At 65.5% G+C, this 26,743-nt stretch carries 26 protein-coding genes and 1 riboswitch; of the genes, 4 read left to right on the top strand and 22 right to left on the bottom strand.

Features of this window, described 5'->3' with window-relative positions:
• Positions 1-85 precede the first annotated feature (85 nt).
• Entirely contained in the window at positions 86-1,198 is a 1,113-nt protein-coding gene (locus G0A00_RS10790) for an extracellular solute-binding protein (protein ID WP_164180991.1), read from the bottom strand.
• A gap of 118 nt (positions 1,199-1,316) precedes the next feature.
• On the bottom strand, positions 1,317-2,420 hold the full coding sequence (locus G0A00_RS10785) for an ABC transporter ATP-binding protein (RefSeq protein ID WP_164180993.1): 1,104 nt from the start codon (positions 2,418-2,420) through the stop codon (positions 1,317-1,319).
• Positions 2,421-2,912: 492 nt separating this feature from the next.
• On the opposite strand from G0A00_RS10785, the gene argE reads away from it, so the two are divergent.
• Positions 2,913-4,112, top strand: coding sequence for an acetylornithine deacetylase (argE, locus tag G0A00_RS10780; protein ID WP_164180995.1), 1,200 nt, complete (start codon positions 2,913-2,915; stop codon positions 4,110-4,112).
• Positions 4,113-4,181: 69 nt separating this feature from the next.
• Here argE and G0A00_RS10775 read toward each other — a convergent pair whose 3' ends face one another.
• Positions 4,182-4,703, bottom strand: a complete 522-nt coding sequence (locus tag G0A00_RS10775) for a L,D-transpeptidase (protein ID WP_368667690.1) — start codon at positions 4,701-4,703, stop codon at positions 4,182-4,184.
• A complete protein-coding gene (ribA, locus tag G0A00_RS10770) occupies positions 4,700-5,794 on the bottom strand; it encodes a GTP cyclohydrolase II (protein WP_164180998.1) in 1,095 nt (364 codons plus the stop codon). Before ribA ends, G0A00_RS10775 begins: the two co-directional genes overlap by 4 nt.
• Positions 5,795-5,996: 202 nt before the next feature.
• Here ribA and G0A00_RS10765 point away from each other — a divergent pair, with 202 nt between their 5' ends.
• Together G0A00_RS10765 and G0A00_RS10760 are read left to right on the top strand one after the other, a co-directional pair.
• Entirely contained in the window at positions 5,997-6,683 is a 687-nt protein-coding gene (locus G0A00_RS10765) for a response regulator transcription factor (protein ID WP_066101966.1), read from the top strand.
• Between the two features lie 589 nt (positions 6,684-7,272).
• On the top strand, positions 7,273-8,067 hold the full coding sequence (locus G0A00_RS10760) for a hypothetical protein (protein WP_235953002.1): 795 nt from the start codon (positions 7,273-7,275) through the stop codon (positions 8,065-8,067).
• Positions 8,068-8,149: 82 nt separating this feature from the next.
• Here G0A00_RS10760 and pnp read toward each other — a convergent pair whose 3' ends face one another.
• From pnp to G0A00_RS10740, 4 genes are all read right to left on the bottom strand, one after another.
• Positions 8,150-10,291 carry a polyribonucleotide nucleotidyltransferase gene (pnp, locus tag G0A00_RS10755; protein WP_164181002.1) on the bottom strand — a complete coding sequence of 714 codons (2,142 nt, stop codon included), beginning with the start codon at positions 10,289-10,291 and terminating at the stop codon, positions 8,150-8,152.
• A gap of 390 nt (positions 10,292-10,681) precedes the next feature.
• Positions 10,682-10,951, bottom strand: coding sequence for a 30S ribosomal protein S15 (gene rpsO, locus G0A00_RS10750; protein ID WP_066101975.1), 270 nt, complete (start codon positions 10,949-10,951; stop codon positions 10,682-10,684).
• A 176-nt stretch (positions 10,952-11,127) separates the two neighbouring features.
• Positions 11,128-12,204: a calcium-binding protein gene (locus G0A00_RS10745; protein ID WP_164181004.1), complete on the bottom strand. Its 1,077-nt coding sequence runs from the start codon at positions 12,202-12,204 to the stop codon at positions 11,128-11,130.
• Positions 12,205-12,282: 78 nt separating this feature from the next.
• On the bottom strand, positions 12,283-12,795 hold the full coding sequence (locus G0A00_RS10740; RefSeq protein ID WP_164181006.1) for a DUF1643 domain-containing protein: 513 nt from the start codon (positions 12,793-12,795) through the stop codon (positions 12,283-12,285).
• A 124-nt stretch (positions 12,796-12,919) separates the two neighbouring features.
• Here G0A00_RS10740 and G0A00_RS10735 point away from each other — a divergent pair, with 124 nt between their 5' ends.
• Positions 12,920-13,891: a threonine/serine dehydratase gene (locus tag G0A00_RS10735; RefSeq protein ID WP_164181008.1), complete on the top strand. Its 972-nt coding sequence runs from the start codon at positions 12,920-12,922 to the stop codon at positions 13,889-13,891.
• A 164-nt stretch (positions 13,892-14,055) separates the two neighbouring features.
• On the opposite strand, the gene G0A00_RS10730 is transcribed toward G0A00_RS10735, so the two are convergent.
• The 14 genes from G0A00_RS10730 to G0A00_RS10665 all read right to left on the bottom strand — a co-directional run bounded on the left by G0A00_RS10730 (position 14,056) and on the right by G0A00_RS10665 (position 26,598).
• On the bottom strand, positions 14,056-14,256 hold the full coding sequence (locus tag G0A00_RS10730) for a Trm112 family protein (RefSeq protein WP_164181010.1): 201 nt from the start codon (positions 14,254-14,256) through the stop codon (positions 14,056-14,058).
• Positions 14,253-14,897, bottom strand: coding sequence for an LON peptidase substrate-binding domain-containing protein (locus G0A00_RS10725; RefSeq protein ID WP_164181012.1), 645 nt, complete (start codon positions 14,895-14,897; stop codon positions 14,253-14,255). The genes G0A00_RS10730 and G0A00_RS10725 overlap by 4 nt, the downstream gene beginning before the upstream one ends.
• 27 nt (positions 14,898-14,924) lie before the next feature.
• Entirely contained in the window at positions 14,925-15,836 is a 912-nt protein-coding gene (locus G0A00_RS10720) for a co-chaperone YbbN (protein ID WP_164181014.1), read from the bottom strand.
• A 91-nt stretch (positions 15,837-15,927) separates the two neighbouring features.
• Complete coding sequence (locus tag G0A00_RS10715) at positions 15,928-16,614, bottom strand: endonuclease/exonuclease/phosphatase family protein (protein ID WP_235953004.1); 687 nt, start codon at positions 16,612-16,614, stop codon at positions 15,928-15,930.
• An 11-nt stretch (positions 16,615-16,625) separates the two neighbouring features.
• The gene (gene cls / locus G0A00_RS10710) at positions 16,626-18,044 is read right to left on the bottom strand and encodes a cardiolipin synthase (protein WP_164181017.1); all 1,419 of its coding nucleotides are present in this window, start codon (positions 18,042-18,044) and stop codon (positions 16,626-16,628) included.
• 137 nt (positions 18,045-18,181) lie between these two features.
• A complete protein-coding gene (locus G0A00_RS10705) occupies positions 18,182-18,970 on the bottom strand; it encodes an exodeoxyribonuclease III (RefSeq protein ID WP_164181018.1) in 789 nt (262 codons plus the stop codon).
• A gap of 92 nt (positions 18,971-19,062) precedes the next feature.
• Positions 19,063-19,962, bottom strand: a complete 900-nt coding sequence (locus tag G0A00_RS10700; protein WP_164181019.1) for a DMT family transporter — start codon at positions 19,960-19,962, stop codon at positions 19,063-19,065.
• A 146-nt stretch (positions 19,963-20,108) separates the two neighbouring features.
• Positions 20,109-21,290: a methionine adenosyltransferase gene (metK, locus tag G0A00_RS10695; RefSeq protein WP_164181020.1), complete on the bottom strand. Its 1,182-nt coding sequence runs from the start codon at positions 21,288-21,290 to the stop codon at positions 20,109-20,111.
• A gap of 3 nt (positions 21,291-21,293) precedes the next feature.
• Positions 21,294-21,342, bottom strand: a riboswitch (SAM-SAH riboswitch).
• A gap of 37 nt (positions 21,343-21,379) precedes the next feature.
• Positions 21,380-22,945 (bottom strand): apolipoprotein N-acyltransferase, encoded by a 1,566-nt coding sequence (gene lnt / locus G0A00_RS10690; RefSeq protein ID WP_368667689.1) that lies wholly within the window; start codon positions 22,943-22,945, stop codon positions 21,380-21,382.
• The gene (locus tag G0A00_RS10685; protein ID WP_164181021.1) at positions 22,938-23,912 is read right to left on the bottom strand and encodes a hemolysin family protein; all 975 of its coding nucleotides are present in this window, start codon (positions 23,910-23,912) and stop codon (positions 22,938-22,940) included. The genes lnt and G0A00_RS10685 overlap by 8 nt, the downstream gene beginning before the upstream one ends.
• Before the next feature lie 23 nt (positions 23,913-23,935).
• A complete protein-coding gene (ybeY, locus tag G0A00_RS10680) occupies positions 23,936-24,451 on the bottom strand; it encodes an rRNA maturation RNase YbeY (RefSeq protein WP_164181022.1) in 516 nt (171 codons plus the stop codon).
• A 79-nt stretch (positions 24,452-24,530) separates the two neighbouring features.
• Positions 24,531-25,511 (bottom strand): PhoH family protein, encoded by a 981-nt coding sequence (locus tag G0A00_RS10675; RefSeq protein WP_164181023.1) that lies wholly within the window; start codon positions 25,509-25,511, stop codon positions 24,531-24,533.
• A 150-nt stretch (positions 25,512-25,661) separates the two neighbouring features.
• Positions 25,662-25,973 (bottom strand): hypothetical protein, encoded by a 312-nt coding sequence (locus G0A00_RS10670; RefSeq protein WP_164181024.1) that lies wholly within the window; start codon positions 25,971-25,973, stop codon positions 25,662-25,664.
• A gap of 13 nt (positions 25,974-25,986) precedes the next feature.
• The gene (locus G0A00_RS10665; protein ID WP_164181025.1) at positions 25,987-26,598 is read right to left on the bottom strand and encodes an OmpA family protein; all 612 of its coding nucleotides are present in this window, start codon (positions 26,596-26,598) and stop codon (positions 25,987-25,989) included.
• Positions 26,599-26,743 lie beyond the last annotated feature (145 nt).

The following is a 26,743-nucleotide window of genomic DNA, read 5'->3' as shown; positions in this document are numbered from 1 at the left end:
CCCCCTGCGGGTCTGTTATTCTTTGATTTTATGTATTTTTGGGCAGAGAGGGGCCGCGCGGCCCCTCTCCTTCATGCAACTGCGCTTATTGCGCGAGCCAGGACTGGAACTTCGCGTCGATGTCGTCGCGATAGTCGGCCCAGAACTCATAGTTGTAGAGCAGCGTGTTCTTGGCGTTCTCCGGGTCGGTCGGCATGTGCGGCGCCATGTCGATGCCCAGGTCGGCGTGCTGACCAACCAGCGGTGCCGAGGACTGACGCGCCGGACCGTAGGAGATGTAGGCCGCCTGATCCGCCAGACGCTGGGTGTCGGTGGCGAACATCACGAAGTCCTTCACGCGCGCCAGAGCGTCATCGTCGAGACCTTCGGGGATGATCCAGCCGTCGAGGTCGAACACCTGCATGTCCCACATCATGGCAACCGGCTGGTCCTGCTCCTCGATCACCGAGAAGAGACGGCCGTTGTAGGTTGAGCCCATGAAGACTTCGCCGTCAGCCAGCAGCTGCGGGGTGTCGGAACCGGCGGACCACCAGATCACGTCTTCCTTGATGGTGTCGAGCTTGGCGAGGGCCTGATCCTGACCTTCCGGGGTTGCCAGAACGTCGTAGATCTCATCCTTGGCCACGCCGTCGCAGTAGAGCGCCCATTCCATGTTGTTGATCGGACGCTTCTCGAGCGAGCGCTTGCCCGGGTAGGCTTCGAGATCGAAGATCGAGCAGATGTCGGACGGCGGCTCGGTGCCTTCGGGAACCATGTCGGTGCGGTAGCCGAAGGTGGTCGAATAGACGATCTGCGGGATGAAGCAATCCGACACGATCATGTCGCCAAAGTCATCCTCGGCCGAAGAGCCGTCGTCGCCTTCGGCGAGCAGATCTTCGGGGTCGTATTCCATCGCCAGGCCTTCGTCGCAGAGACGGATGGCGTCTGCGGCCACGACGTCGACGAGGTCCCAGGTGATGTTGCCAGCTTCGTTCATGGCGCGCAGCTTTGCGACCGCCTCAGCCGAGCTCTCATCCCAAGAGATGTTCACCTCGGGGTGCATCTCTTTGTAGGGGTCGGCATAGGCCTTGATCTGGCTCGTCTGATAGGCACCGCCCCACGACACGAGGGTCATGTCATTGGCCATGTCCTGCGCGGAGACGGCGCCAGCGGCAACCGTAAGCGCGGTCGTGGCCAGGAGGGTCTTGGTCAGTTTCATCTGGTACTCCCTAAAATGCCCGTTCTGTCTTGCGGCTCTGCGGCACGGGCACCCCGCCAGAGCCTTTCCGGTCCGCACCGCCCGCCCCTCCCGGAGGGGCGGCGCGGGCAGAGTCTCGTCAGTTGGCGTCGAGCGCGCGGCAGTCTTCGGGCAGCCAGCCGATCTCGATCTCGGTGCCCGGCGTCAGCCGCACCTGGTCCGGCGCGTTGCGCGTCTTGATGACGAACTCGCGGTTGCCGGCCACTTCCAGACGGGTGCGGAAGATGTCGCCCATGTAGATGAACTCAAGCACCTTGGCCTTGAGCGTATGGGCGCCTTCCTGAAGACGGTCTTTGTTGTATTCGACGCGCTCGGGGCGGATCGACACGCGGGTGCGCTCGCCCACTTTGGTCACATTGACCGGCTTGGCGTCGATCACCTCGCCGCCGTCGAGCTTGACCACGCAATGGTCGCCCTTGATCTCGGCGACAGTGCCTTCGAGCGTGTTGTTCTCGCCGATGAACTGCGCCACGAAGCTGTTCTCGGGCTGCTCATAAAGCTGGTCCGGCGGCGCAAGCTGCTGGATGCGCCCGTCGTTGAACACGGCGACGCGGTCCGACATGGTCAGCGCTTCGGTCTGGTCGTGGGTCACATAGACCACGGTGATCCCGAGGCGGTGCGCCAGATCGGTGATTTCGAACTGCATCTTCTCGCGCAGCTGCTTGTCGAGCGCGCCGAGCGGCTCGTCCATCAGCACCAGCTCGGGCTCGAAGACCAGCGCGCGCGCCAGCGCGATCCGCTGCTGCTGACCGCCCGAAAGCTGGGCCGGGCGGCGGCCCCCAAAGGCCCCCATCTCGACCATGTCGAGCGCCCGCTTGACCTTCGCCTCGCGGTCCGACTTGCCCATCTTGCGCACCTCGAGCGGGAAGCTGAGGTTCTCGGCGACGGTCATATGCGGGAACAGAGCGTAGTTCTGGAAGACCATCCCAATGCCGCGCTTGTGCGGCGGGATGTTGTTGATCGACACGCCATCCAGCTTGATCTCGCCGTGGGTGGCTGTCTCGAAACCCGCCAGCATCATCAGGCAGGTTGTCTTGCCCGAGCCCGACGGCCCCAGCATGGTCAGGAACTCGCCCTTAGGCAGGCTCAAGTTCAGGTCTTTGACGACAAGTGTCTCGCCATCATAGCTTTTCTGCACGCGCTCGAAGGCGACAAATGCGTCGCTTGCTCCGGTATCTGGCAAATCCGGCTCCCCGTTGTGTGTTCCGCGGATTTTTCTCCGCTGTCTTGCGCAAGATAAAACCGCGTCGGGCCTCGCGTTGCAACCGTGTTGAGAATTTCACCAAGAGATTCGCGGGGACGCGGGACGTCCGGGCAGAAATGCGGCGCTTCACGGTACAAATTCGCCATCACGAAACGGCTGGCAGGTCGATCGACCGAGCATTTCGCTGCGTAAATCTGCCGCCTGTTCCGGCGAAATCGCCAATTTTGCGCGCAGAATCGCCCGAGACGCGGCTCAAGACTCTCGCGAACGCTCAATTCCGAGGCAGCAGCGCCGAATTCCCCGCCGAAACCCGCGAGCGATGAAGATCCGGCGCCGCTCTGCCATGAACCGCGACGCCAGAGGCGCTTTTCAGCCCGCCGCCCCCCTTTCATCCGGGCCCATTGCGCGGCATCAATGACGGACGCGCGCCGCGCCCAGCAAGCCAAAGCCCAGCAAGAAGGACCCCGCCGCATGTTCCTGCGCCCGTCCGAGCCTCAGATCAGCGACACCGCCAGCCTGCTGGCCGCCACCGAAGAGCATCTGTCGCATCTGATCGCCTGCCCGACCGTGTCGAGCGAGAGCAATCTGGCGATGATCACCATGATGGCCGATTTCCTCGAACATCTTGGCGCAAAGGTCGAGATCTTCCGCGACCCCGGCGGCGGCAAGGCCAATCTCTTCGCCACCATCGGCCCCGACGTGCCGGGCGGCGTGGTTCTGTCGGGCCATTCCGATGTGGTGCCGGTGACCGATCAGGACTGGGCCAGCGATCCTTTCACCCTCGTCGAGCGGCAGGATCACCTCTATGGCCGCGGCACCTGCGACATGAAGGGCTTCATCGCCGCCGCGCTGGCGCTGGCCGAACCGGTCTCGAAGATGCAGCTCAAGCGCCCGCTGCACCTGTGCTTCACCCATGACGAAGAGGTCGGCTGCCTCGGTGCTCGCGCGCTGGTGCCCGAGTTGCAGCGCCTCGGATATGCCCCGCGCATGGCCATCATTGGCGAGCCCACGGGGATGCGGCTGATCGAGGGTCACAAGGGCTGCTGCGAATACACCACCCGGTTCCACGGGCTCGAGGGCCATGGCTCGGCGCCGGATCGGGGCGTCAACGCGGTGCTTTACGCGCTGCGCTACACCAACCGGCTGATGGAACTGGCCGAGGCACTGAAGGTGCGCGCGCCGCAGGGCAGCCGCTTTGATCCGCCGTGGACCACCGTGAACGTCGGGCGTCTCGCGGGCGGCGCCGCGCATAACGTCATCCCCGGCAAGGCCGAGATCGACTGGGAGATGCGCCCGGTGCAGCCCGGCGACGCCGAATTCGTCAAAGAGGCGCTCGCCCATTGCGTCGAGAATGAACTGCTGCCCGCGATGCGCGCCGTGCACCCGAACGCCGAGATCACCACCGAGGTGATCGGCGAGGTGGTGGGCCTGATGCCCCTGCCCGACAATGAGGCGCGCGATCTCATCGCCCGCCTCACCGGCAGCAATTCCGCCGACGTCGTGCCCTTCGGCACCGAGGCGGGGCTCTTTCAGCAGATGGGCATGTCGGTGGTGGTCTGCGGCCCCGGCGAGATCGCACAGGCGCATAAGCCCGACGAGTTCGTCACCCGCGGCCAGTTGGCGCAATGCCTCGGCCTGCTCGAAGGCGTGGCTCAAAGCCTGCGCGCCTGAGCCGCCCCTTCCTCTTGGCAAAAATATCCCACGGGGGCGCGGGGGTGTGAAACCCCCGCTGCTGACCTCTCAGCCGACGCGCCACCCGTCAAGCGCCTCGGGCACGACCAGCCGCGCCCCCGGCCTGAGCCGCGCCGCAATGCGCCGCAGATCGCTGGGATCAAAGCCGATACACCCGGCCGTCGAATAGCCCGGCCGCCGCCATTGATGCAGGAAGATCGCCGAGCCGCGCCCGGGCTCCGCCTCGGGCCAGTTCCAATCGGTGATCAGCACCAGATCATAAAGCGGATCGGCGCGGCGCAGGGTTTCATGGCTGGGCGCGAAGGGCGCTTCGACCAACTGGTTATAAGCCGGAGAGCCGACATCGTCGCACCACAGATCACGCAGACCGATGGGCGTGGCCCAGGGCGCGGGCGGCGCCATGCGGTCAGGCCGATAGAGCATCGCGACGATCCGATGCGCCCCCACCGGGGTCGCGCCATCGCCTTCACGCTTGCCCGCACGCACCCCGCCGCGCCCGATGACGCAGGGCCAGAGCCGCCCGTCGAACCGCAGCCCGGCGCGGGTCAGCAGCAGGTCCGAGGCGCTCACAGCAGATGCCCCGATTTCGCGGCCTTGGTGGCGAGGTAGCGCTCGTTGAAGGCGTTCTCGCCCACCTTCAGCGGCACGCGCTCGGCGACGGTGATGCCGCAGCGCTCCATCATCGCCATTTTGGCGGGGTTGTTGGTCAGCAGCCGCACCGCGCCAAAGCCCATCTTGCGCAGGATCTCGGCCCCGAGACGGAAGTCGCGCTCGTCATCCTCGAAGCCGAGGCGGTGGTTCGCCTCCACCGTGTCGAACCCCTGATCCTGCAGCGCATAGGCGCGCATCTTGTTGGCCAGCCCGATGCCCCGGCCCTCTTGGTTGAGGTAGAGCAGCACGCCCGAGCCCTCGGCCCCCATCTGCGCCAGCGCAGCATTGAGCTGCGGGCCGCAGTCGCATTTCAGCGAGCCCAGAAGATCGCCGGTGAAACAGGCCGAATGCAGGCGCGACAGCACCGGCAGCGAACGGTCCGGGCGGCCGATCTCGATGGCGTAATGCTCGTCCGAGCCATCCTCGGGGCGGAAGATGTGCAGCCGGGCGTTCTGTGCCGCGCGCAGCGGCACCTTGGCCGACACAACATGATCGAGCCGCGCCAGCGTCAGCATGTAGGGGCCCGCCGGATCGGCGTCGACAAGGGTCAGCTGCTCGGCGGCGGCGCTCTGGGTGGCCTCGGCAATGGGCAGCACCAGCGCCGCGGGCAGCAGCCGGGCCGATTTGACCAGCGTGATCGCCAGCCGGTGCAGCCCGGTGTCGCCGCCGCGGCGGGTGGCGAGCGGGCCCTTCATCGGCTTGGCGAGGTCGTCGGCGGGATCGGCGATCGCCTGCACCCAGTCCAGACCCGCGTCCTGCGGCAGGATCACCCGCGCCAGATCGCCATCATAGGCCCGCGCTTTCAGCGTCTCGGCGCGGCGCGCGGTGACGGTCAGGTCAAGGTCCCCCGGCAGCGCGCGCAACACCGCCAGCCGCGCCGCCGAGACCGTCTCGGCCGCGACCACCAGCGCACCGGCACCGCTGGCCGTGCGCAGGACCACCGGCACGCCCATGCGCAGATCCGCGCGGGCGCGGGCGAGGAGTTCTCCGAGATCGGGCGCGAGGGTCATCTGTATCTTCCTGTCTTGGCCCGGCGGGCCGGGCAGAGGGTACACCCGGGCAGGCCCGCCCGGGAAGGCGCTGAAACAAAGCAGCTTCAATCCTGTAACAAAAGCCCGCGCGCAACACGAGAGCGTGAAATTGCTGCAGCAAAACTTGTCTGTACGCCGCTGCGGTTACATGTGATCCACCAACACGAAGACGGAGAGGCAGATGGCCCAGATCAAGAATATCCTGCTGGTGGACGATGACGACGACCTGCGCGAGGCGCTGGCCGAGCAATTGGTCATGACCGAGGATTTCGAGGTGTTCGAGGCCGAGACCGGCGCCGCCGCAATGGCCCGCGCAAAGGAACAGGTCTACGATCTTCTCATTCTCGACGTCGGCCTGCCCGACACCGATGGCCGCGAGCTGTGCAAGCTGATGCGCAAGCAGGGGGTCAAATCGCCGATCCTCATGCTGACCGGCCATGACACCGATGCGGACACGATCCTTGGCCTCGACGCGGGCGCCAACGACTATGTGACCAAACCCTTCAAATTCCCGGTGCTGCTGGCCCGCATCCGCGCGCAGCTGCGCCAGCACGAACAGTCCGAGGACGCGGTGTTCACCGTTGGGCCTTACACGTTCAAACCCTCGATGAAGCTGTTGGTCACCGAAGACGACCGGAAAATTCGCCTGACCGAGAAAGAGACGAACATCCTCAAGTTCCTCTACCGCTCGACCGAAGGCGTGGTGCCGCGCGAGATCCTGCTGCACGAGGTCTGGGGCTATAACGCCGGAGTGACGACCCACACGCTGGAGACGCACATTTACCGCCTGCGCCAGAAAATCGAGCCCGATCCCTCGAACGCCCGAATTTTGGTCACTGAATCCGGGGGATACAGACTGGTTGCCTGACAAATCGGCGGAAATGTCACGTCCACGCGGTTTTCCGCCAACCCCGTCTCACTCGCCCATTGGTTGACACTGGACTTGGTGATAGGGTGACCTAGCCTTTCGGATAGGAGGCTGACTGGCCTCCTCGAAAGACACAGAGTTCCCGTTGCATGTGCGGGTTATCACATGCACCTCCCTGTTGGACCTGGCCGGGCTTTGTGCCCGGCCTTTTTTCATCACAAGCAGCACCGCCGCTGCGCGATCCCATCTGTAACCCTCGTTTGTAACCCTCGTGACGTCTCGTTGACGTCTGACGCCTTACTCTTGCCGGGCCGTTCTGGCTTTGTGATACGCGCGGCGTGTAAACCGAGCCGGAATCGGCGCTCCGGCTGCGGCATCCCCTCCGCGAAGCCGAAGCGCCCACAAACCCCGTCCGTTCCTTCCGTGAGCGGTGGCCGATCGGCTTGCACTTCCGATCTGTGCGGAAAATCGTTAACAAATCGGAAAAGTGACAGAAGATTCCCGGCTTTTCAGGCCGGCTTGCCTGCGGCGCTTGCCGTTGCCGCAACAGATGGTAGAAGCCCGGCGCCCCTGCCGGAAAGGACTGAGCTTGACCGACACGCCCCGACGCCTCGAACACCCGAGCATGAACGCACCGCTGCTGGATTGGTGGATGCGCGACTACGACCATGTCTTTGTCGTGCTCAACCCGTTCTTCAGCGTCCCCGGCTTTGCGCCGGATACTGCCGCTTGGGGGCCTTTGCGCAGCGAGGCCACCACGCAGCAAGAGCTTGAGGCGCTGATCGAAAGCCTTGGCGACGGCCAGCCCAACCAGCCGCCCGACGCCTTCGACGAGATCATCAAGACCACCGGCCAGCCGATCCGCTGGGACATGGTGGCGCAGGCGCTCGGCGTCGCGGACTTCGAGCATTTTGCGCATATGGTCTGGCTCTGGGTCATTGGCGCGGAGCCGCCCGAAGCGGATGTTACGCTGATCTCGCGCATCGCCCGGCACTGCCGCAACGAAGGGCTCTACAAGCCCGAGGAAGACTGGCTGCCGCTGGTGGTCGAGCCAATGCTGCTGCCCTATTTCGAGGCCCTGCGGCTCGATGAGGTGACGCTCTGGGACGAGACGCGAACCTCCTCGCTGGAGTGCCCGATCGACGCGTTCCACCGCGACGAGCCGCCCGTGGCGCTGATGGATGCGCCGATCTCGGCGATCTCGGCTCCGGGGATGCTGCTCAGCTGGTCGCAGGATCAGGTGACCGGCCTGCTGGCGATGACCGAAGAGATGCGGCAGAAGGCCGACCCTGCCCGCTTCCTCGAAGGCTTCTGGGCTGGCACCCGCACCTCGTCGCTCGTGCTCGACCCGACCCACGCGCGGGCCCCTGCCCTGCTGCACTGAGCCGCACGACACCCGCCAATGCAAAACGCCCCGACCGACAGGCCGGGGCGTTCGCGTTTTCAGAGGTGGCCGAGGCCGCGGATCACTCCGCGGTCTCTTCCTTCTTCTCAGCGGAGATCTCTTCGCCGGTCTCTTGGTCGACCATCTTCATGGCGAGGCGCACCTTGCCGCGATCGTCGAAGCCCAGGAGCTTCACGTAGACTTCCTGACCTTCCTTCAGCACATCCGACGGATGGTTCAGGCGGCGGTTCTCGATCTGGCTGACGTGCACGAGGCCGTCGCGCTTGCCGAAGAAGTTCACGAAGGCGCCGAAATCGACGATCTTCACGACCTTGCCTTTGTAGATCGAGCCCTCTTCCGGCTCTGCCACGATCGAGTAGATCATGTCATAGGCCTTCTGGATGGCTTCACCGTTGGCCGAGGCGATCTTGATCACGCCATCGTCGTTGATGTCGACCTTGGCGCCCGACACTTCGACGATCTCGCGGATCACCTTGCCGCCCGAGCCGATCACTTCACGGATCTTGTCGGTCGGGATCTGCATGGTCTCGATGCGCGGCGCGTGAACCGAGAACTCTGCCGCTTCGGTCAGAGCCTTGGCCATCTCGCCGAGGATGTGCATCCGGCCTTCTTTCGCCTGCGACAGAGCCTGCTTCATGATCTCGGGGGTAATGCCCGCGACCTTGATGTCCATCTGCAGCGAGGTGATGCCGTTCTCGGTGCCTGCGACTTTGAAGTCCATGTCGCCGAGGTGGTCTTCGTCGCCGAGGATGTCGGTCAGAACCGCATACTCACCGTCGTCTTCCAGCACGAGGCCCATGGCCACACCGGCCACCGGCGCCTTCAGCGGAACGCCCGCATCCATCATCGACAGCGAGCCGCCGCAGACGGAGGCCATCGAGGACGAGCCGTTGGATTCGGTGATCTCCGACACCACGCGAATGGTGTAGGGGAAGTCGGTCGGAGCGGGCAGCACGGCCTGCAGCGCGCGCCATGCCAGCTTGCCGTGGCCGATCTCACGGCGACCCGGCGAGCCAACGCGGCCCACTTCACCAACCGAATACGGCGGGAAGTTGTAGTGCAGCAGGAAGTTGCTGCGGAAGTTGCCGTGCAGCGCGTCGATGATCTGCTCATCGTCGCCGGTGCCCAGCGTGGTCACGACCAGCGCCTGCGTTTCACCGCGGGTGAACAGCGACGAGCCGTGGGTCCGCGGCAGGACGCCGGTTTCCGACACGATCGAGCGAACCTGATCGAGGGCGCGACCGTCGATGCGGCGCTTGTTCTTCACCACGTCCGAGCGCAGCACGACCGACTCGAGCTTCTTGATCGCCGAACCGAGGTTCGCGTCTTCAAGCTGCTCTTCGCTCAGCTCTGCCTTGATCGCTTCCTTGGCGGCCGACACTGCGGCGACGCGCGCCTGCTTGTCGGTGATCGCGTAGGCTTCTTTCATCTTGGCTTCGCCAAGACCCTTCACTACTTCGAACAGCTCGGAGTAATCCGGTGCCTGGAAGTCGAAAGGCTCTTTCGCGGCGGATTCGGCCAGATCGATGATCAGGTCGACAACCGGCTGGATCTGCTCGTGCGCGAAGGTCACGGCGCCCAGCATCTCTTCTTCGGTCAGCTCGTAAGCTTCCGATTCCACCATCATCACGGCGTCTTTGGTGCCGGCGACGACGAGGTCGAGACGCTGCTCGGGGTTGTTGCGCAGCCCCTGCATGTCGTCGACGGTCGGGTTCAGCACGTATTCGCCATCGGTGTAACCGACGCGGCACCCAGCGATCGGGCCCATGAAGGGCACGCCCGAGATGGTCAGCGCGGCCGAGGCAGCGATCATCGCAACAACGTCGGGGTCGTTGACCAGATCGTGCGACAGCACGGTGCACATCACCAGCACTTCATGCTTGAAGCCGGGGACGAAGAGCGGACGGATCGGACGGTCGATCAGGCGTGCGGTCAGCGTCTCTTTCTCGGTCGGACGCGCCTCGCGCTTGAAGAAGCCACCGGGCACCTTGCCCGCGGCGTAGTATTTTTCTTGGTAGTGAACGGTCAGCGGGAAGAAATCCTGACCCGGCTTCGGTTCCTTCGCGAAGGTCACGTTGGCCATGACCGAGGTCTCGCCGAGCGTCGCGATGACGGTGCCATCTGCCTGGCGGGCGACTTTCCCGGTCTCGAGGGTGAGGGTTTCCTCGCCCCACTGCATGGATTTCGTCGTTACGTTGAACATGTAGCGTATCCTGTAAGGGAGCACTCCCGGCCCTCCGGGTCTCCCGTTTGCATGGTGGCCCCATTGCCACCGCTCCCTATCCTCTTGCATGTGCCCGGGAGCCAAAGGCGTCACGTCTCAGATGGGGGGCGCATACATGAGAATCCGGCTTTTGGGAAGCAATAAGCGCGGAGCCGCCCGGACGGGCCATTGCAGGCCGACGATGACCCGGCGGGTCGCATCGGGTTTTCCTTCGCGGGCGTCAGGGGTTCCGTGAAATGACTTCTGCAAATGCCTGCGGCGTGCCTTCCCGCGCGAAATGACGCGCGTCAGAAGTGGATGCGCTCCGCCGGAAACGCAAAACGCCCGCTCCAATGGAGCGGGCGCTGCGAATTCCGTATCCGGAGCGGATCAGCGGCGGATGCCGAGGCGCTGGATCAGGGCGGTGTAACGCGCCTCTTCCTTGCCCTTCAGGTAGTCCAGCAGCTTGCGGCGCTGAGCCACGAGCTTCAGAAGGCCACGACGCGAGTGGTTGTCCTTCTTGTGGGTCTTGAAGTGCTCGGTCAGGGTCGAGATGCGGCTGGTGAGGATAGCAACCTGAACTTCGGGCGAACCGGTGTCGCCTTCTTTGGTTGCGAATTCCTTCATCAGGCGGTTCTTTTCTTCAACGGTGATCGACATCGGGGTCTCCTTCAGGGTTAGAGGGATGGCACAAGCCGGGATGTCGTCCAGCAGGGCCCGTGGAGAAATCCGGCCCGCATGGCCGGATGCGGGCGTATAGGGCGATTCAGCGCAAAAGGAAAGCCCGAAGTTACCTGGGTCGCTGCGGCTCAGGCCCTGTATGATCAGGCCCTGTATCAGCCCCCCGCAAGATCGGGCGCGCCACCGTTCAGCAGGGCGATACTATCAAGCGTTGGGACAGCGTCGCTGGGCAGATGCGCAAGCACTTCGCCATCTACCACAAGCTCGGTCACCCCGGCCACCTCTGCGCTTTCACGAAGCTCCAACTCCGGCGCATCCGCATCCCCGCCCGCACCATCGTAGACGACGATCAATTGATCTTCCGACGGATCGAAATCCACCAGTTCGGCCGCCGCCTCCCCGGCACTCCAATCGCCAAGGATAAAACTGTCCGCCCCGGCACCGCCACTCGCCAGATCGCCCGCGCCGATCCAGAGCGTATCGCTGCCCGAGCCGCCGTTGAGGAAATCCGCATCGTCCTGATCGTGCCCCCCGGCATCCACCTCGACACCCGATAGCAGGTCGTCGCCCCAGCCGCCAAACAGCGTATCAGCGCCGCTCCCACCGATCAGCGTGTCATCGCCTTCGCGCCCCAAAAGCGCGTCCTGCCCGGCGCCCCCTAGGAGCAGATCGGCGCCGAGACCGCCCTGCGCCTCGTCATCGCCCGCACCCCCGTCGAGCGCGTCGCCACCGTCATGTGCAAAAAGCAGATCATCCCCCTCTGCCCCGCGCAGCACATCGCTGCCTGCGTCTCCGTGCAGCGTGTCATTGCCCTCGCCCCCCAGCACCGTGTCGTTGCCATCCCCGCCGAGCAGTTCATCGTCGCTGCCGCGCCCGTCGAGCAAATCCTCGCCCGCACCGCCGCCAAGAAGATCGGTCAGCGGCGTGCCAATCAGAATGTCCGCCCCGTCGCTTCCCGCGTCGATCCGGCCCGTCTCGATCTGGCTCGTCTCGATCTGGCTGGTATCACTCTGGCTGGTATCACTCTGCGCCGCGTCCCAATCCGTGTCGAAACTGGCGCTGACGTGCTCGAGCAGGCTGGTGTCCAGCGGCACATCCTCTTCGGCCCCTTCGCCGGACCCTGAGGCCGCGTCATCGCCGCCGCTCTCTTCCGCGCCCTCGCCGCCCGGCGACGCGAAGATCGCCAGCGAGCCCAGCAGCGCCATGCCCATCAGTCCGGTCAGAAACAGCATCCCTTAGCTCCCCAAGACGAGAAGCCGGAAGTCTGAGTGACGCCCCGCGCGGTAACCAACCGCATTCGCCCGAGAAGGTTAACGCGGCCGCTGCCAGATCTGCGGTTGCTGACTGTAGGACACGTAAAGCGGGTGACGCGGATGGCCGTCCTTGGTCAGCCCAAGCACATGCAGATCCCCCGAGAGCAGCTCCGCGATCTCCGCGCCGCGCCCCAGATGCACGCCATGCACGCCCCAGCCCGCCAGCGTCAGCCCCGCCTCGGCGTGCCAGCGCAGCAAGAGCGCGTCATTCTCCGCGCCCACCGGGGCGGGCGCGCGGCGCAGATCGGCGGGTTTTGTGGCGCGATAGCCGAAGAGATTGGCGATCCGCATGCCGCCGAAGCCGAGCGCCTGCGCGCGGCGCTGGCAGCGCTCGATGGTGGGGTCGTTCTGCCGCTCGTCGGCGGTCGAGGGGTTGAGCATGATCCACAGCAGCAGCCCGCCCGGACGCGCCGGATCCCAGACCCGCTCGAGCCCATAGCGATAGGCCTCGCAGGGCGAGTAGAGCGCCCGCGAGCGCATGCCGTTCTCTTCGTGCCGCCGCTCGATCATGGCGCCCTTCTGGCGCGCTTGGCGGCGCGGGACAAGTCCCCGCCCGGCTTACCGGCGCCGTTGACTTGCTCCGCATCGCGGCTCAGGGTCCGCCAAAGACCGAGACAGCAAGGACATTCCCCAGATGGACATCACCCGGATCGAAGCCGCCGCCGCGCGGCTCAAGGGCCACGCGCGCCGCACGCCGCTGCTTTCCTCCCCGTTTCTCGACGAGATCGCCGGCCGCCGCGTGCTGGTGAAGGCCGAGTGCCTGCAACACACCGGCAGCTTCAAGTTCCGCGGCGCGTGGTCGGCGCTTTCGGCGCTCGATCCGGAGGTGCGTGCCAAGGGGGTGATCGCCTTCTCTTCGGGCAACCACGCGCAGGGCATCGCCGCCGCCGCCAAGGGGTTTGGCGTTCCGGCGGTGATCATCATGCCCGCCGACGCGCCCGCCGCGAAGGTCGCGGGCACCAAGGGGCTGGGCGCCGAGGTGGTGCCCTATGATCGCGAGACCGAAGACCGCGACGCGCTTGGCGCGCAGCTCGCCGCCGAGCGCGGACTGACGCTGATCAAACCCTTCGACGAGCCCGAGGTGATCGCCGGGCAAGGCACCTGCGGGCTGGAGATCGCCGAACAGGCCGCCGAGGCGGGCGTGACAAAGGCCGACGTCATCGTCTGCTGCGGCGGCGGTGGTCTGACCTCGGGCATCGCGCTGGCGCTGGAGGCGAAGGCCCCCGGCCTGCGCGTGCGCCCCGCCGAGCCCGAGGGCTTCGACGACGTGAAGCGCTCGCTCGAGGCGGGCGCGATCCAGCGCAACGCCGCCATGGGGGGCAACATCTGCGATGCGATCGTCACGCCCCAGCCCGGCGATCTCACCTTCCCGATCCTCAACCGGCTCTGCGGCCCCGGGCTGGCGGTGAGCGAGGAAGAAGCGCTGAAGGCGATGCAACTTGCCGTGCGCCACCTCAAGATCGTCGCCGAGCCGGGCGGCGCGGTGGCGCTGGCCGCGGCGCTCTTCCGCCCCCAGCAGATCGAAGGCGACGCGGTGATCTGCACCGTCTCGGGCGGCAATGTCGATCCGGCGATCCTCGCGCGCGCCCTTGCGCTGGACATCTGACGCGAAAGAGGCGCGGCCCTCCCCGGACCGCGCCCCTTCTTCTCTTTCCAAATACGCCGGGGAGCGCGAGGGGCAGCGCCCCTCGCTATCTTGGCGAGCCGCGCATCCTGCGCGAGGGGCTGGCCCCTCGCCATTCTGCCAAGCCGCGCATCACTCCGATGCGTTCAGCCGTCGAGCCGCCGCGCCTCGTCGAGCAGCATTACCGGAATGCCCTCGCGGATCGGGAAGGCCAGCGCGGCGTTCTTGCTGATCAGTTCCTGCTGCTCGGCGTCATATTCCAGCACCCCATGGGTCACCGGGCAGACCAGCGCCTCAAGCATGCGGCGATCAAAGACAAAGGTCTCTTCGGCGGAAGTTTCACTCATTGAATCAGGTCCTCTTCACCGCCACGCAGGGCGAATTCGATCAGGGTCACAAGCGTTTCGCGTCGCGACGCCAGTCGCGGCGCCTCAAGCAACGCCTGCTTTTCCTCGGGCACGAAATCCAGCAGCATCGACAGCGAGTTGATCAACAGCTCGTCTTCCGCTTCCTTGAGCGTATCCCAATCCGCCGACAGGCCGCGCGCTTCGAAATAGCGGTCGAGCAGACGCAGGAAGGCACCGCGATCAAAGCTGTCGTCGCTGTCGGCATGGGCGTCGAGATCATGCTCGAACCCGGTCCAGTCCACCTCGCAGCGGCGATAGGGCGTGAACCCTTCCACCTCTTTCCGGATGCGGAAGCGCGACAGGCCCGACAGGGTGATCATATAGCGCCCGTCCTCGGTCTCCGAGAACTGCGTGATCCGCCCGGCGCAGCCGATGCGCTGCAGCGCGGGCGTTTCGCTTTCGTCGTGGCCCAGCGGTTGCACCATGCCAATCAGCCGCGTGTCAGTCTTCAGCGCGTCATCCAGCATCGCCAGATAACGCGGCTCGAAGATGTGCAGCGGCAGGCGCGAGCGCGGCAGCAGCATGGCACCGGGAAGCGGGAAAACCGGGATCATCCCCGGGAGATCAGTTCGTCTCACCATGACCTGCGAGCTAGGGCGCCGCGGCGCTCAGGCAAATATCATCGAGCTAAGTTTACGACGCCCGTTGAGAACAACCGGATCGTTCGGCTTCAGCGCCTCGAAGATGGTGAAAAGCTGCGCCTTGGCGGCACCGTCGTTCCACTCGCGGTCGCGGCGGAAAAGCTCCAGAAGCTGGGTCACCGCGTCTTCGGTCTCGCCATGGGCATAGAGCGCCTGCGCCAGATCGAAACGGGCTTGCAGGTCCGCCGGGTCGGCCTCGACCTTCGCTGTCAGTTCGGCGACCGGGCCGGCGTTGCTGGCCTGTTTGGCAAGCTCGATCTTGGCATGGGCCGCTTCCAGCTCAGGCGCTTTGGAGATCTCGACCGGCGCGCCGTTGAGCACGGCTTCGGCCTGATCGAGGTCGTCGAGCGCGAGATAGCAGGACACCAGACCAGCATAGGCCTTGGCGTTCTGCGGGTCTTCTTCGAGGATCGCGGCAAAAACCTGCGCGGCGTCGGAAGCGGCGCCCTGCTCCAGCATCTCTTCTGCAGTGGCGATCGCCTCATCGAGCCCGCCCGACGCATCACCGCCCGAGGCCTGCACGACGCGGTCGATAAAGCTCTTCAGTTCCGACGGCGGCAGCGCGCCCTGAAAGCCGTCGATCGGCTGGCCCTTGTAGAAGGCATAGACGGTGGGGATCGACTGGATGCGCAGCTGACCGGCGATCATCTGCGCCTCGTCGACGTTGACCTTGGCCATTTTTACGGCGCCGCGTGCTTCGGTGACGGCGGCTTCCAGCGCCGGTCCAAGCTGCTTGCAGGGGCCGCACCAGGGCGCCCAGAAGTCCACGATGACCGGCACTTCCTGCGAGGCGTCGATCACCTCTGCCATGAAGTCGGCTTCGCTGACGTCCTTGATGAGATCGGCCTTGGGGGCCTCGGTCTTGCCCAGTTCCAGCATGCTGTGTCCTCCGCTGCGGCGGTTTGCTTGGCGTGTTACATGGCGCAGGCGGGGGCGCGATGCAAGGGCGCGGCCCCCTGCCCGCCGCTGCTCAGGCGTGGCGGGTCAGCTCTGCCCAGATCGGAAGATGGTCAGAGGCGCGCCGCGCAGCGCCCGACTGTTCGACCCCGGCGGCATGCAGCGTCAGGCTGCTGCCATAGGCCACACCATCAAGCGCGACGAAGGGTCGCGAGGCGTGATAGCTGCGGCCCGGCAGGGTGAGTGTGAAGTCGCGCTCCCACGGCTCATAGCCGCGCACGTCGGACCATTCGTTGAAATCGCCGAAGATGGCCGCCTCGGCGCGCAGATCGCCCAAGTGATCCCGGATTTCCGACATCTGCTTGAGCCGGTAGCGGCGCAGCAGCCCAAGGTGAGCGCCCACGACATTCACCCCCTCGACCCGCGCCATGACCGCGCCGCGCGGCTCCAGCCCGGGCAGTTCGATGCGCGCGGTCTTTGTGACCTCGAGCCCCCTGCGCACAAAGATCGCGTTGCCGTGCCAGCCGAGGCTGACCTCATTGCGCGCCAGCGGCACCACCTCGTAGTCGGTCTCCTGCGCGATCAGAAAGCGCGGGATGGCCGCGGGGCGCGGACCAAGCCGCAGATCGGCCTCCTGCAGCACCACGACGTCGGCGTCGATCTGCCCCAGAACCTGCAGGATGCGCGCCGGATCGCGGCGGCGGTCGATCCCCATGGCCTTGCGGATGTTATAGCTTGCGATCTTCAGCGGGGCACTCATACGGGTCTTCCTCAGAGGATTGGCGCCAGCAGCCGGGCGAAAGGCGCGGCCAGACGGATCCAGCGCGGGTGTTCGCTCAGCGGCTTCTCCATGATGTAGGCGCTGGTGAAATCAGCCTCCAGCATCTTTGCCACCCGCTGCGCGAAACCCCGGTCAAAAATCAGTGCCATTGTCTCGAAATTGAGCCGGAACGAACGGTTATCCAGATTGGCCGAGCCGACGGCCGCGAAATCATCGTCCACCAGCACCACCTTTTGGTGCACGAAGCCGCCCTTGTAGCGCAGAACCTCGACGCCCGCGGCGCGCACCTCGTCGAAAAACGCGTGTGCGGCCAGCCACGGCAGATAGTGGTCAATGCTGTCGGGCACCAGCACCTTCACGTCGCAGCCGCGCAGCGCGGCGCAGACCAGCGCCGAGAGCACATCTTGGTCCGGCACAAAATAGGGCGAGGCGATCCACACCCGCTCGCGCGCTTCGGCCATGGCGGAGATGAAGAACATCGCGCCGGTGTCCATGTCGTCGGCGGGCCCGGTGGGCAGCACCAGCCCGGTCAGATCCTCGGGCGCGCGGTCGGGGTGCCAGTTGAGCTCTTCGCCGATGCTTTCCAGCGTGGCCCAGTGCCAGTCCTCGGCAAAGACCAGTTGCAGCTGCGCCACCATCGGCCCGCGCAGGTGCAGATGCGTGTCGCGCCACGGCCCGAACGAGGGGTTCTTGCCAAGGTAGTCATCCTTGACGTTGTGACCGCCGATAAACCCCTCGTGGCCGTCGATGATCACCGTTTTGCGGTGGTTGCGGAAGTTGATCTGAAAGCGCGACGTGGGCCCCGGCGCATTCTTGGGGTCGACCACCTGCACCCCCGCCTCGCGCAGCCGCGTCAGATAGCCGCCGGGCAGACCATAGCTGCCGACACCGTCGAAGATCAGCCGCACCGAGACGCCGCGCTGCGCGGCGGCGATCATGTGGTCGGCCAACTCGTCCCCCAGATCATCATCGGCAATCGTGTAAAACTGCACCAAAAGGTAGTTATGCGCCCGGTCCATGGCGGCAAAGACAGCGTCGAAGGTCTCGGGGCCATCGACCAGCAGATCGGCCGAGTTGCCCCCAACCACCGGCATCGCCGCCAGCTTCTCGAAAGCGTGGTAGCGGGCCGGATCGCTGTTGTCGGGCGGATAATGCGCACAGAAGGCATCAAGCTCGCGGCGCACCCTGCGGCTGCTGCGACGGGTGATGCGGTAGCCCTTTAGCTTGTGCTGGCCGAAAAACAGATAGGAAGGCAGCGCGAACCACGGTGCCGCCAGCAGGAAGACGGTCCAAGCCGCTGCGCCCTGCGGCGTGCGCGCCGTCGAGACCGCGCGCCAGACGGCGTAGGCCACCGCCAGCGGCAGGAGCACCGCCAGAACGACGGCAAAAATCGTGGTGTTGGAGCCCATGCGCGCTCTCCGCTGTTGCGCGCCGGAGAGTGTCTTCCGGCCCGCCTCAACCAGAGCGCATCGAGAATTGTTCCGCAAGTGCCCGGCCTTGCAGCAGCCGGGCACGGAAATTTATCGCTTGGGCCTCAGGGATCGCCTCAGAGGTCGAAGGTGGCGAAGACCGGCGCGTGATCCGACGGTTTCTCCCAGCCGCGTGCGGTGCGCAGCACGCGCGAGCCGTGTCCCGCACTCGCGATATCCGGCGTCGCCCAGACGTGATCCAGCCGCCGCCCCTTGTCCGCCGCATCCCAGTCGCGGGCGCGGTAGGACCACCACGAATAGAGCAACCCCTCGGGGATGTCCTGCCGGGTGATGTCCACCCATTTGCCCGCGTCCTGCACCTGCGCCAGTTGCTCGACCTCGATAGGCGTGTGCGAGACCACCTTGAGCAGCTTTTTGTGGCTCCAGACATCATCCTCACGCGGGGCGATGTTGAGATCGCCCACAAGGATGGATTTCTGCGGTGCCTCGGCGTGGAACCAGTCGCGCATCTCGGTGAGGTAGTCGAGCTTTTGCCCGAACTTCACGTTCACCTCGCGGTCGGGCTCGTCACCGCCTGCGGGCACATAGAAGTTCTGGATGGTCACGCCGTTCTCGAGCGTCGCCGAGACGTGGCGAGCATGGCCAAGCGCGGCGAAATCGCGGTCGCCGGCATCGACGATGGGCAGCTTCGACAGGATCGCCACGCCGTTGTAGCCCTTCTGCCCGCGCGCCACGATGTGGTGGTAGCCAAGCGCCGCGAATTGCTCGAGCGGGATCTTCTCCACCGGGCTCTTGGTCTCCTGCAGGCACAGCACGTCCGGCCCTTCCTCGGCCAGCAGCTTGAGGACGATGGGCTCGCGCAGGCGGACCGAGTTGATGTTCCAGGTGGCAAGGGTGAAGGACATGAGGCGGGCTCCTTTTCTGGCGCGGAAAATGTCAGCCTGCCGGGACGGGCGCAACCCGGATCCCGGCGTTATGGCCCGCCCGGAGCCTCCCTTTAGAGCACAAGCGCGAGGATCAGCACCGACAGGCACAGAAACCCGATGCCGGTGAGTTCGCGCCGCGTGATCCGCTCCTTGAAGAACAGCGCCGAGGCCATCAGCGAGAACACCAGTTCGACCTGCCCCAAAGCCTGCACATAGGCGGCGGTCTGCAGGGTGAAGGCGGTGAACCACGACAGGCTTCCGGCCATGGAGGTGAGACCGAGCCAGAGCGCCGTGCGCCGCGCCGCCCAGACGGCGGTGATCTGCCCCGGCTCAAAGACCCGCAACCAGAGCGCCATGCTGAGTGTTTGGGAGAGGACGACGCAGACGAAGGTCACCCCGGCGCGCAGCATCGGCTCGTCCGAGGCGATCTCCAGCGACGCGCCGCGATAGCCCACGCCCGACACCGCAAAGAACATTCCCGAGGCCAGCCCCAAGGCCACCGCCCGGCTGCCGATGCGGCGCAGCAGGCCGCCCGGTCCGGGCGTGTCCGACAGCAGCAGCACCCCGACGAGGCCGATCAGGATCGCACCCCATCCAGCAGCCGAGATATGCTCTCCCAGCACCAAAAGGCCCAGCAACGCGGTCTGGATCACCTCGGTCTTCTTGAAGGTGATGCCCACGGCGAAGTTGCGCTGCCGGAACAGCGCCACGACACAGACCGTGGCGAGGATCTGTCCCAGCGCGCCGAAGAGTGCGTAGGCCCAGAAGAGCGGGCTCAGATCCGGCCAGCCCTGCCCGGTTCCGATAAGATACCCGCCGACCACCAGCACCGCCGCGGGCGCGGCATAGGCGAAGCGCGCGAAGGTCGAACTCGTGGCGGTGAGCGCGCCGCCGCTCAGCACCTTGTGCAGCATGAAGCGCAGGGTCTGAAAGAAGGCCGCGCTGAGGGTGACGATGATCCATAAATCCATGGCGCTGCCATGGCATGCGGCGAGAGGATTGACCATAGGTCAGCGTCGGAACGCGAAACGGGCCGGAGGTTTCCCACCGGCCCGTCGCGTGACAGCCAAATTCGACGCGTCGAATTTGCAAATCTCTTTGAAGAGATTTGCCGGCCTCAGACCTCGCTCTTCAGCGCCTCTGCCAGATCGGTGCGCTCCCACGAGAAGCCGCCGTCGGCGTCGGGCTCGCGGCCAAAGTGGCCATAAGCGGCGGTGCGTTCGTAGATCGGCTTGTTGAGGTCGAGATGGGTCCGGATGCCGCGCGGCGTCAGGTCCATGACCTTGGGGATCGCCCGCTCGATCGCCTCGGCAGCCAGATCGCCCGTGCCATGGGTGTCGACGTAGATCGACAGCGGCTTGGCCACGCCGATGGCGTAGGACAGCTGCACCGTGCAGCGGTCGGCGAGCCCGGCGGCCACGACGTTCTTGGCCAGATAGCGCGCCGCATAAGCCGCAGACCGGTCGACCTTGCTGGGATCCTTGCCCGAGAAGGCACCGCCGCCATGCGGGGCCGCCCCGCCATAGGTGTCGACGATGATCTTGCGGCCCGTCAGACCCGCATCCCCGTCCGGCCCGCCGATGACGAATTTGCCGGTGGGGTTCACCCACCATTCGGTCTCGGGCGAGATCCAGCCCTCGGGCAGGGTCTTGCGGATGTAGGGCTCGACGATGGCGCGGATGTCGTCCGAGCTTTGGCCCTCGTCGGTGTGCTGGGTCGAGAGCACGATCTGCGTCACGCCCACCGGCTTGCCGTTCTCGTAGCGCACCGAGACCTGGCTCTTGGCGTCCGGTCCAAGCATCGGCTCGGCGCCGGTTTTGCGCGCCTCGGCCAGCCGCTTGAGGATGGCGTGCGAGTAGAGGATCGGCGCCGGCATCAGTTCCGGCGTCTCATTCGTGGCGTAGCCGAACATGATGCCCTGATCGCCCGCGCCCTCGTCACGGTTGCCACCGCCGGTCACACCCTGCGCGATATGCGCCGACTGCTCGTGCAGCAGGTTGGTGATCTTGACGGTCTCGTGGTGGAACTTGTCCTGCTCGTAGCCGATGTCCTTGATGCAGGCCCGCACGATGTCGGGAATATGCGCCATGTAATCATGCAGCTTTTCCTGATCGGTCAGTCCGATCTCGCCGCCGATCACCACGCGGTTGGTGGTGGCGAAGGTTTCGCAGGCGACGCGCGCCAGCGGGTCCTCTGCCAGCAGCGCGTCAAGCACCGCATCGGAAATCCGGTCGCACACCTTGTCGGGGTGCCCTTCGGAGACCGATTCCGAAGTGAAGATATAGTTCTGTCGGGACATAAGCGCTCCATTAGGTACCAGCTGTCACGCCAGGAAGCCGTTGTGACAGGGATATGAATGTCTCTCGCTACGCCGCTGAGATAGCGGCGTCAATCCAAATTGCGGCGGCGCGGCCAGAAGGCCCACAGCATAAGCAGCGCCAAAAACCCCAGAAGCGGCAGGTCTCCGGTGCGGCTGTAGAGCGTGACTCGCAGCGGCGGCGGCAGGCGGGCGTCAAGGAAGCCTGCCTCATTAAGCGGCAGTTCCTCCAGCACCCGCCCTGCCCCGTCGATCACCGCCGAGACGCCGGTGTTGGCCGCGCGCACCATCGGCAGCCCCTGCTCGATCGTGCGGATGCGCGCCTGCGCGAGATGCTGGTACGGCCCTGAGAAGCTGCCGAACCACGCGTCATTGGTGATCTGCAGCAGCAGATCGGGCCGCGCAGCGGCGCGCAGGTCCTGCGGGAAAACCGCCTCATAGCAGATCAGCGGCAGCGCATGGCCCATGGCCCCGCCAAGATCGAGCAGTTCCGGCCCCGGCCCGGCGGCGTAGCCGCCTTCGGCACGGGCGGCGAGACCGCTGATGTTGATGCGCCGGAACAGCCACTTGAAGGGCATATACTCGCCGAAGGGCACGAGGTGGTGCTTGTCGTAGACGGCCTCGACCTTCGGCCCCTGAGAGACCAGCGCCAGCGAGTTGTAGTAGTCGAGCCCTTCGCTGCGCTGGATGCCCAGAACCACCTGCGCGGGCAGCGCCGCATCGGTGATGACCCGCAGCGCGTCCTCGGCGTTTTCCAGCAGCGTCGGCACGGCGGTTTCCGGCCAGACGATCAGATCGGGGCGCGGCAGACCCTGTTTGGCCGGAGCGGCGGTGTAATCCACCTGCCGCTCGAAAAAGAGCGGAATGTAATCGCGGTTCCATTTCTGGGTCTGCGCGGCGTTGGGCTGGACGAGCCGCACCACCGGCCTATCCGCCAGATCCTGCAGCGGCGGCAGCAGTTGCGCGCCCCCAACCAGCAAAGCCGCCAGCACGGCCGCAGCGGTGCCTGCAGACGGAACCGCGCCACGCAGCCCGCGCGCGGCCAAGGCCGCCAGTGCGAGCGTCACGAGGGTGAGCCCGTAAGAGCCGATCACAGAGACCCATTGGATGGCCGAGGTCGGCTCCCAGAGGTAGCCCACCATCGCCCACGGAAAGCCGGTGAAGACAAAGCCGCGCAGCAGTTCTGCCAGCGTCCATGTCACCACCAGCGCAAAGAGCGGGCGGCGCGGCGCCTGTGCGGCGCCCCAGAAGGCCACACCCCAGAACAGCGCCAGCCCGGCGGCCATCAGCACCAGCGCGAAAGGCGCCATCCACGCGGTCGTCGCCGCGTCCACTTGGAAGGGTTCGGTCAGCCAGTTCAGCGCCAGACCGAAATAGCCGGTCCCGGTGGCCCAGCCCACCGCGAAAGCGGCGCGCGGCGTGCGCTGCAGGGCAAAGAGCGCCATCGACAGCACCAGACCGGCAAGCGCCAGATACCAAAGGTCCCAAGGCGCCTGCCCCAGAGCCATCAGCCCGCCGCAGAGCAGCGCCGGGATCAGCCGCGCCCGACCGGTCAGCACGCGCAAACCAAGGGGCGCCGGATCACGCCGCCGCCCCAGTTTACTCTCATCGGCTCCAGAAGCCCGCGTGTCAGCCACGCCCGGCCCCTGCTTCGCTGCCGTTCACCTGTTGCGGCGCCTCGGGCTTGGCCGGAGGCAGCAGCGCCGGTGCGGGGGTCGCAATGGCACCCTCGGGCAGCGGCGGACGCACCCGCAGCCGCTTGATGCGGCGCGGGTCGGCGTCGACCACCTCGAAATCGATGCCGTCGGGATGGGGGATCACCTCGCCGCGCGCGGGCACATGCCCGGCCAGCATGAAGACCAGCCCGCCCAGCGTGTCGATCTCTTCCTCGTCGATCTCTTCGGGATCGGTGAGCGCGAGCCCGGTCTCGGCCTCGAACTCTTCGAGCGGGGTCTTGGCCAGCGCCAGCCAGCTACCCGCCTTCTCGCGGAAGAAGTTGCGGCCCTCGGCGGTGTCGTGCTCGTCCTCGATCTCGCCGATCACCTGTTCGATCAGGTCCTCGATGGTCACGAGCCCGTCGACCCCGCCGTATTCGTCGATCACCAGAGCCATATGGCGACGCTCGGTCTGCATCTTGGTGAGCAGAACCCCCAGCGGCATCGACGGCGGCACGAAGAGCAGCGGGCGCAGCATCTTCTTCATGTCGAAGTCTTCGCCGTGGCCGTTGAACCCGTGCAGCAGGGCAAAATCCTTGAGGTGCACCATGCCCACAGGCGTATCGAGCGTGCCGGAATAGACCGGCAGGCGGGTCATGCCGCTGTCGCGGAACACCGCCACAAGCTCATCCTGGGTGAGGGTGTCTGGCACGGCGACGATTTCCGCCTTGGGAATCACCACATCCTCCACGCGCATACGGCGGAGGTTCATCATGCCATGCGTCGGTCGCTCATGGGCTGCCAAGATATCCTGCTCCGGATCGCCATCTTCGTCCATGCCATTGGCACGGTTCGAGAAAATGCGCTTAAAAAAGCCCGGAGGCCGTTCTATCTGCTCGTTTTCCTGCGCGCTGTGCGCTGCGTTAGACGAGTCGTCGTTATCTCCCATCGGTCCTTGTGATCCTGTTTCTCTCAGATGTCAGAGGAATATGGGTCCGCGATACCCATTTTGCCAAGTATTTCCGTCTCAATATTTTCCATCAGCGTCGCATCGCCGTCGCGCACGTGATCATAGCCCAGAAGATGCAAGGTTCCATGAACGACGAGATGGGTCACATGCTCGGCGAAGGGCTTGCCTGCCGCCTGTGCCTCACGCGCGCAGGTCTCATAGGCGATGGCCAGATCGCCAAGCTCGGTGGCGAAGGGCCCCGCTTCGGCCTCGGGCAGATCGGGGGTCGCGCCCTCGACCTCGGCGCCGCGCTCTTCGGAGGGCCATGAAAGCACATTGGTCGGCGTGGGCTTTTCGCGGAATTCGGCGTTCAACTCGGCGATGCGGGCATCGTCGCAGGCCAGAACCGCGATCTCGAAGCCTTCCGGATCAAGCCCGAGGTGATCGAGCGCCGCGCGGGCCGCGGTTTCGGCGAGATCCTCAAGGCCCGCCGCCTCCCAGCGATCGTCTTCAAGGATGGTGTCGGTGAGCTGTGCCATGGGTGACGCCTCTTGAGGGCCGGGGGCGCTGCCCCCGGACCCCCGGGATATTTTTCTCTAGACGAAGAGAGGGGACGGTTCAGGCCCCGCTTTCCGCGTCCTTGTCGTAGGCGTCGATGATCTTGGCCACAAGGGGGTGGCGCACCACATCCGCTGCGGTGAAATAATTGAAGCTGATGTCGGGGATGTGGTTCAGCAGACGCTCGGCGTCACGCAGACCCGACTGCACGCCGCGCGGCAGGTCGACCTGACTGCGGTCGCCGGTGATCACCATGCGGCTGCCCTCGCCGAGGCGGGTGAGGAACATCTTCATCTGCATGGTGGTGGCGTTCTGCGCCTCGTCGAGCACGACGAAGGCATTGGCCAGCGTACGGCCGCGCATGAAGGCCAGCGGCGCGATCTCGATGGTCTTTTCCTCCATCATCTTCGCCAGCTGCTTGCCGGGCAGGAAGTCGTTCAGCGCGTCATAGAGCGGCTGCATGTAGGGATCGACCTTGTCCTTCATGTCGCCGGGCAGATAGCCGAGCTTCTCGCCCGCCTCGACCGCCGGGCGGCTGAGGATGATCTTGTCGACCTGTCCGGTGATGAAGAGGTTCACGCCCACGGCAACGGCGAGATAGGTCTTGCCGGTGCCCGCCGGGCCGATGCCGAAGCCAAGCTCATGCTCGAAGAGCGCGCGCACATAGGCCTTTTGCGCATCGGTGCGCGGCTCGATGAGCTTCTTGCGGGTCTTGATCTCGACCTTGCCGCCCGAGAACATCTCGAGCTGGCTTTCCGGCTCGCTCTCCTCGGGGGCGAGACGGAACTCGCGGTCGATGTCACCGCGGCCGACGCTGCGGCCCTGTTCGAGCCGCTGGTAGAGGGCGTTGAGCACCTCGCGCGCGGCGTCCTGCGCTTCGGCCGGACCGTGTAGCGCCAGTTGGTTGCCACGGCGAAGAATCTGCACGCCGGTGCGGGTCTCGATGTCGGTGAGATTTCGGTCGTATTCGCCGCACAGATCGATGAGGAGGCGATTGTCCGGGAATTCCAGGATGGCTTCGGTCAGAATGCCTGTGTTCACGCATGTCTCCTGCGCTTGAGTGCATCTTCATGGTGCCAAGGCGTGGGGGCTCAGGTCAAGCAGCTTCGGCCCGGCACCGGGAGGAAAGAAGCAAAACGGCCGCGCGGTGAGCACCGCGCGGCCGTTGGCATTGGTATGTGGGAGCGCCGCTCAGAGCGGGTCTCCAATCACCGAAGTGGCACCCTGCTTGAAGTCGCCGGTAGCCACGGTCGGTGGGGCAACGCCGGAACAGACCGGCTTGCCGTATTTGTCGAGACGGCGGGCCAGATAGCCCTCGACACCGTCGTCGGCGATCCAGTTGTCGCAGCCGTCGGGATCAACCCAGACGCCCCAGCGAATCTGCGAAAGATCGTTGCGGTCGATCATGTTGCGGTCGGCGCTCTTGTCCGGACCGATCGGCACGTCACAGGCGGCGAGCGCAGAAGCGGCGAGGAGCCCGAAGGCGAGTTTTGCGAAGTTCATTCTGCCAGCCCCCTCAGCGCACGCACAGGATTTCGACGCGGCGGTTCTTCGCCATGCCTTCGGCGGTGCGGTTGCTCGCCACCGGATAATTCTCGCCATAGCCGCGCACGTCGATCACCCGCGCGCCGCTGGCATTGGCCACGGCCGCGACCGAATTGGCACGGTTCAGGCTGAGGCGATCATTGTAGGCGTTGCTGGCCCGCGCGTCGGTGTGGCCGACGATGATGTAGCCAAAGGCCGTCGAGTCGCGGAAGAACTCCTCGAGCCGGTAGCGGCTCTGCGGATAAATCTTGTAGCTGTCGGTGGCGAAATACTGATCCGCCTTGAGCGTGCCGCAGATGTTGATCTCGTGGCAAACCGGACGCCCGTCACGGGTCACGCGCGAGACCGCATAGCCTTCGGCGCCGTCGTCCATGACCCAGATCTCGCAGCCATCGGGCGACAGCGAGATGCCCGGAATATACTGCTGCCCGCGGATCGTGCGGGTGTTCTGCGTCGAGATCACCGGAGTGTTGTAGCCTTCCGCGGCCGAGGCCGCCGGGGCGGCGATCCCGGTGAGGGCGAGCGCCGATACAGCTGCCACCCCCAGAACGCCGCGAAGGGCCTTGGAAAAGCGTTTCACCACAGCCTCTGTCCCCTTCAATCTGATACCCAATGAGACGAGGGGCGGCACATCCGGCCCTCCCCGCGCAAACCTATTACGGTTCGCGAGAGTATCAGCAATTTCTCGCCTGTGAAGGGAAAACCACCAGATATTGTGTCCGCAGCGA

The organism is Salipiger sp. PrR002, assembly GCF_010500775.1.
Classification (GTDB): Bacteria; Pseudomonadota; Alphaproteobacteria; order Rhodobacterales; family Rhodobacteraceae; genus Salipiger.
This window is presented reverse-complemented; position numbering and strand designations above follow the sequence as displayed.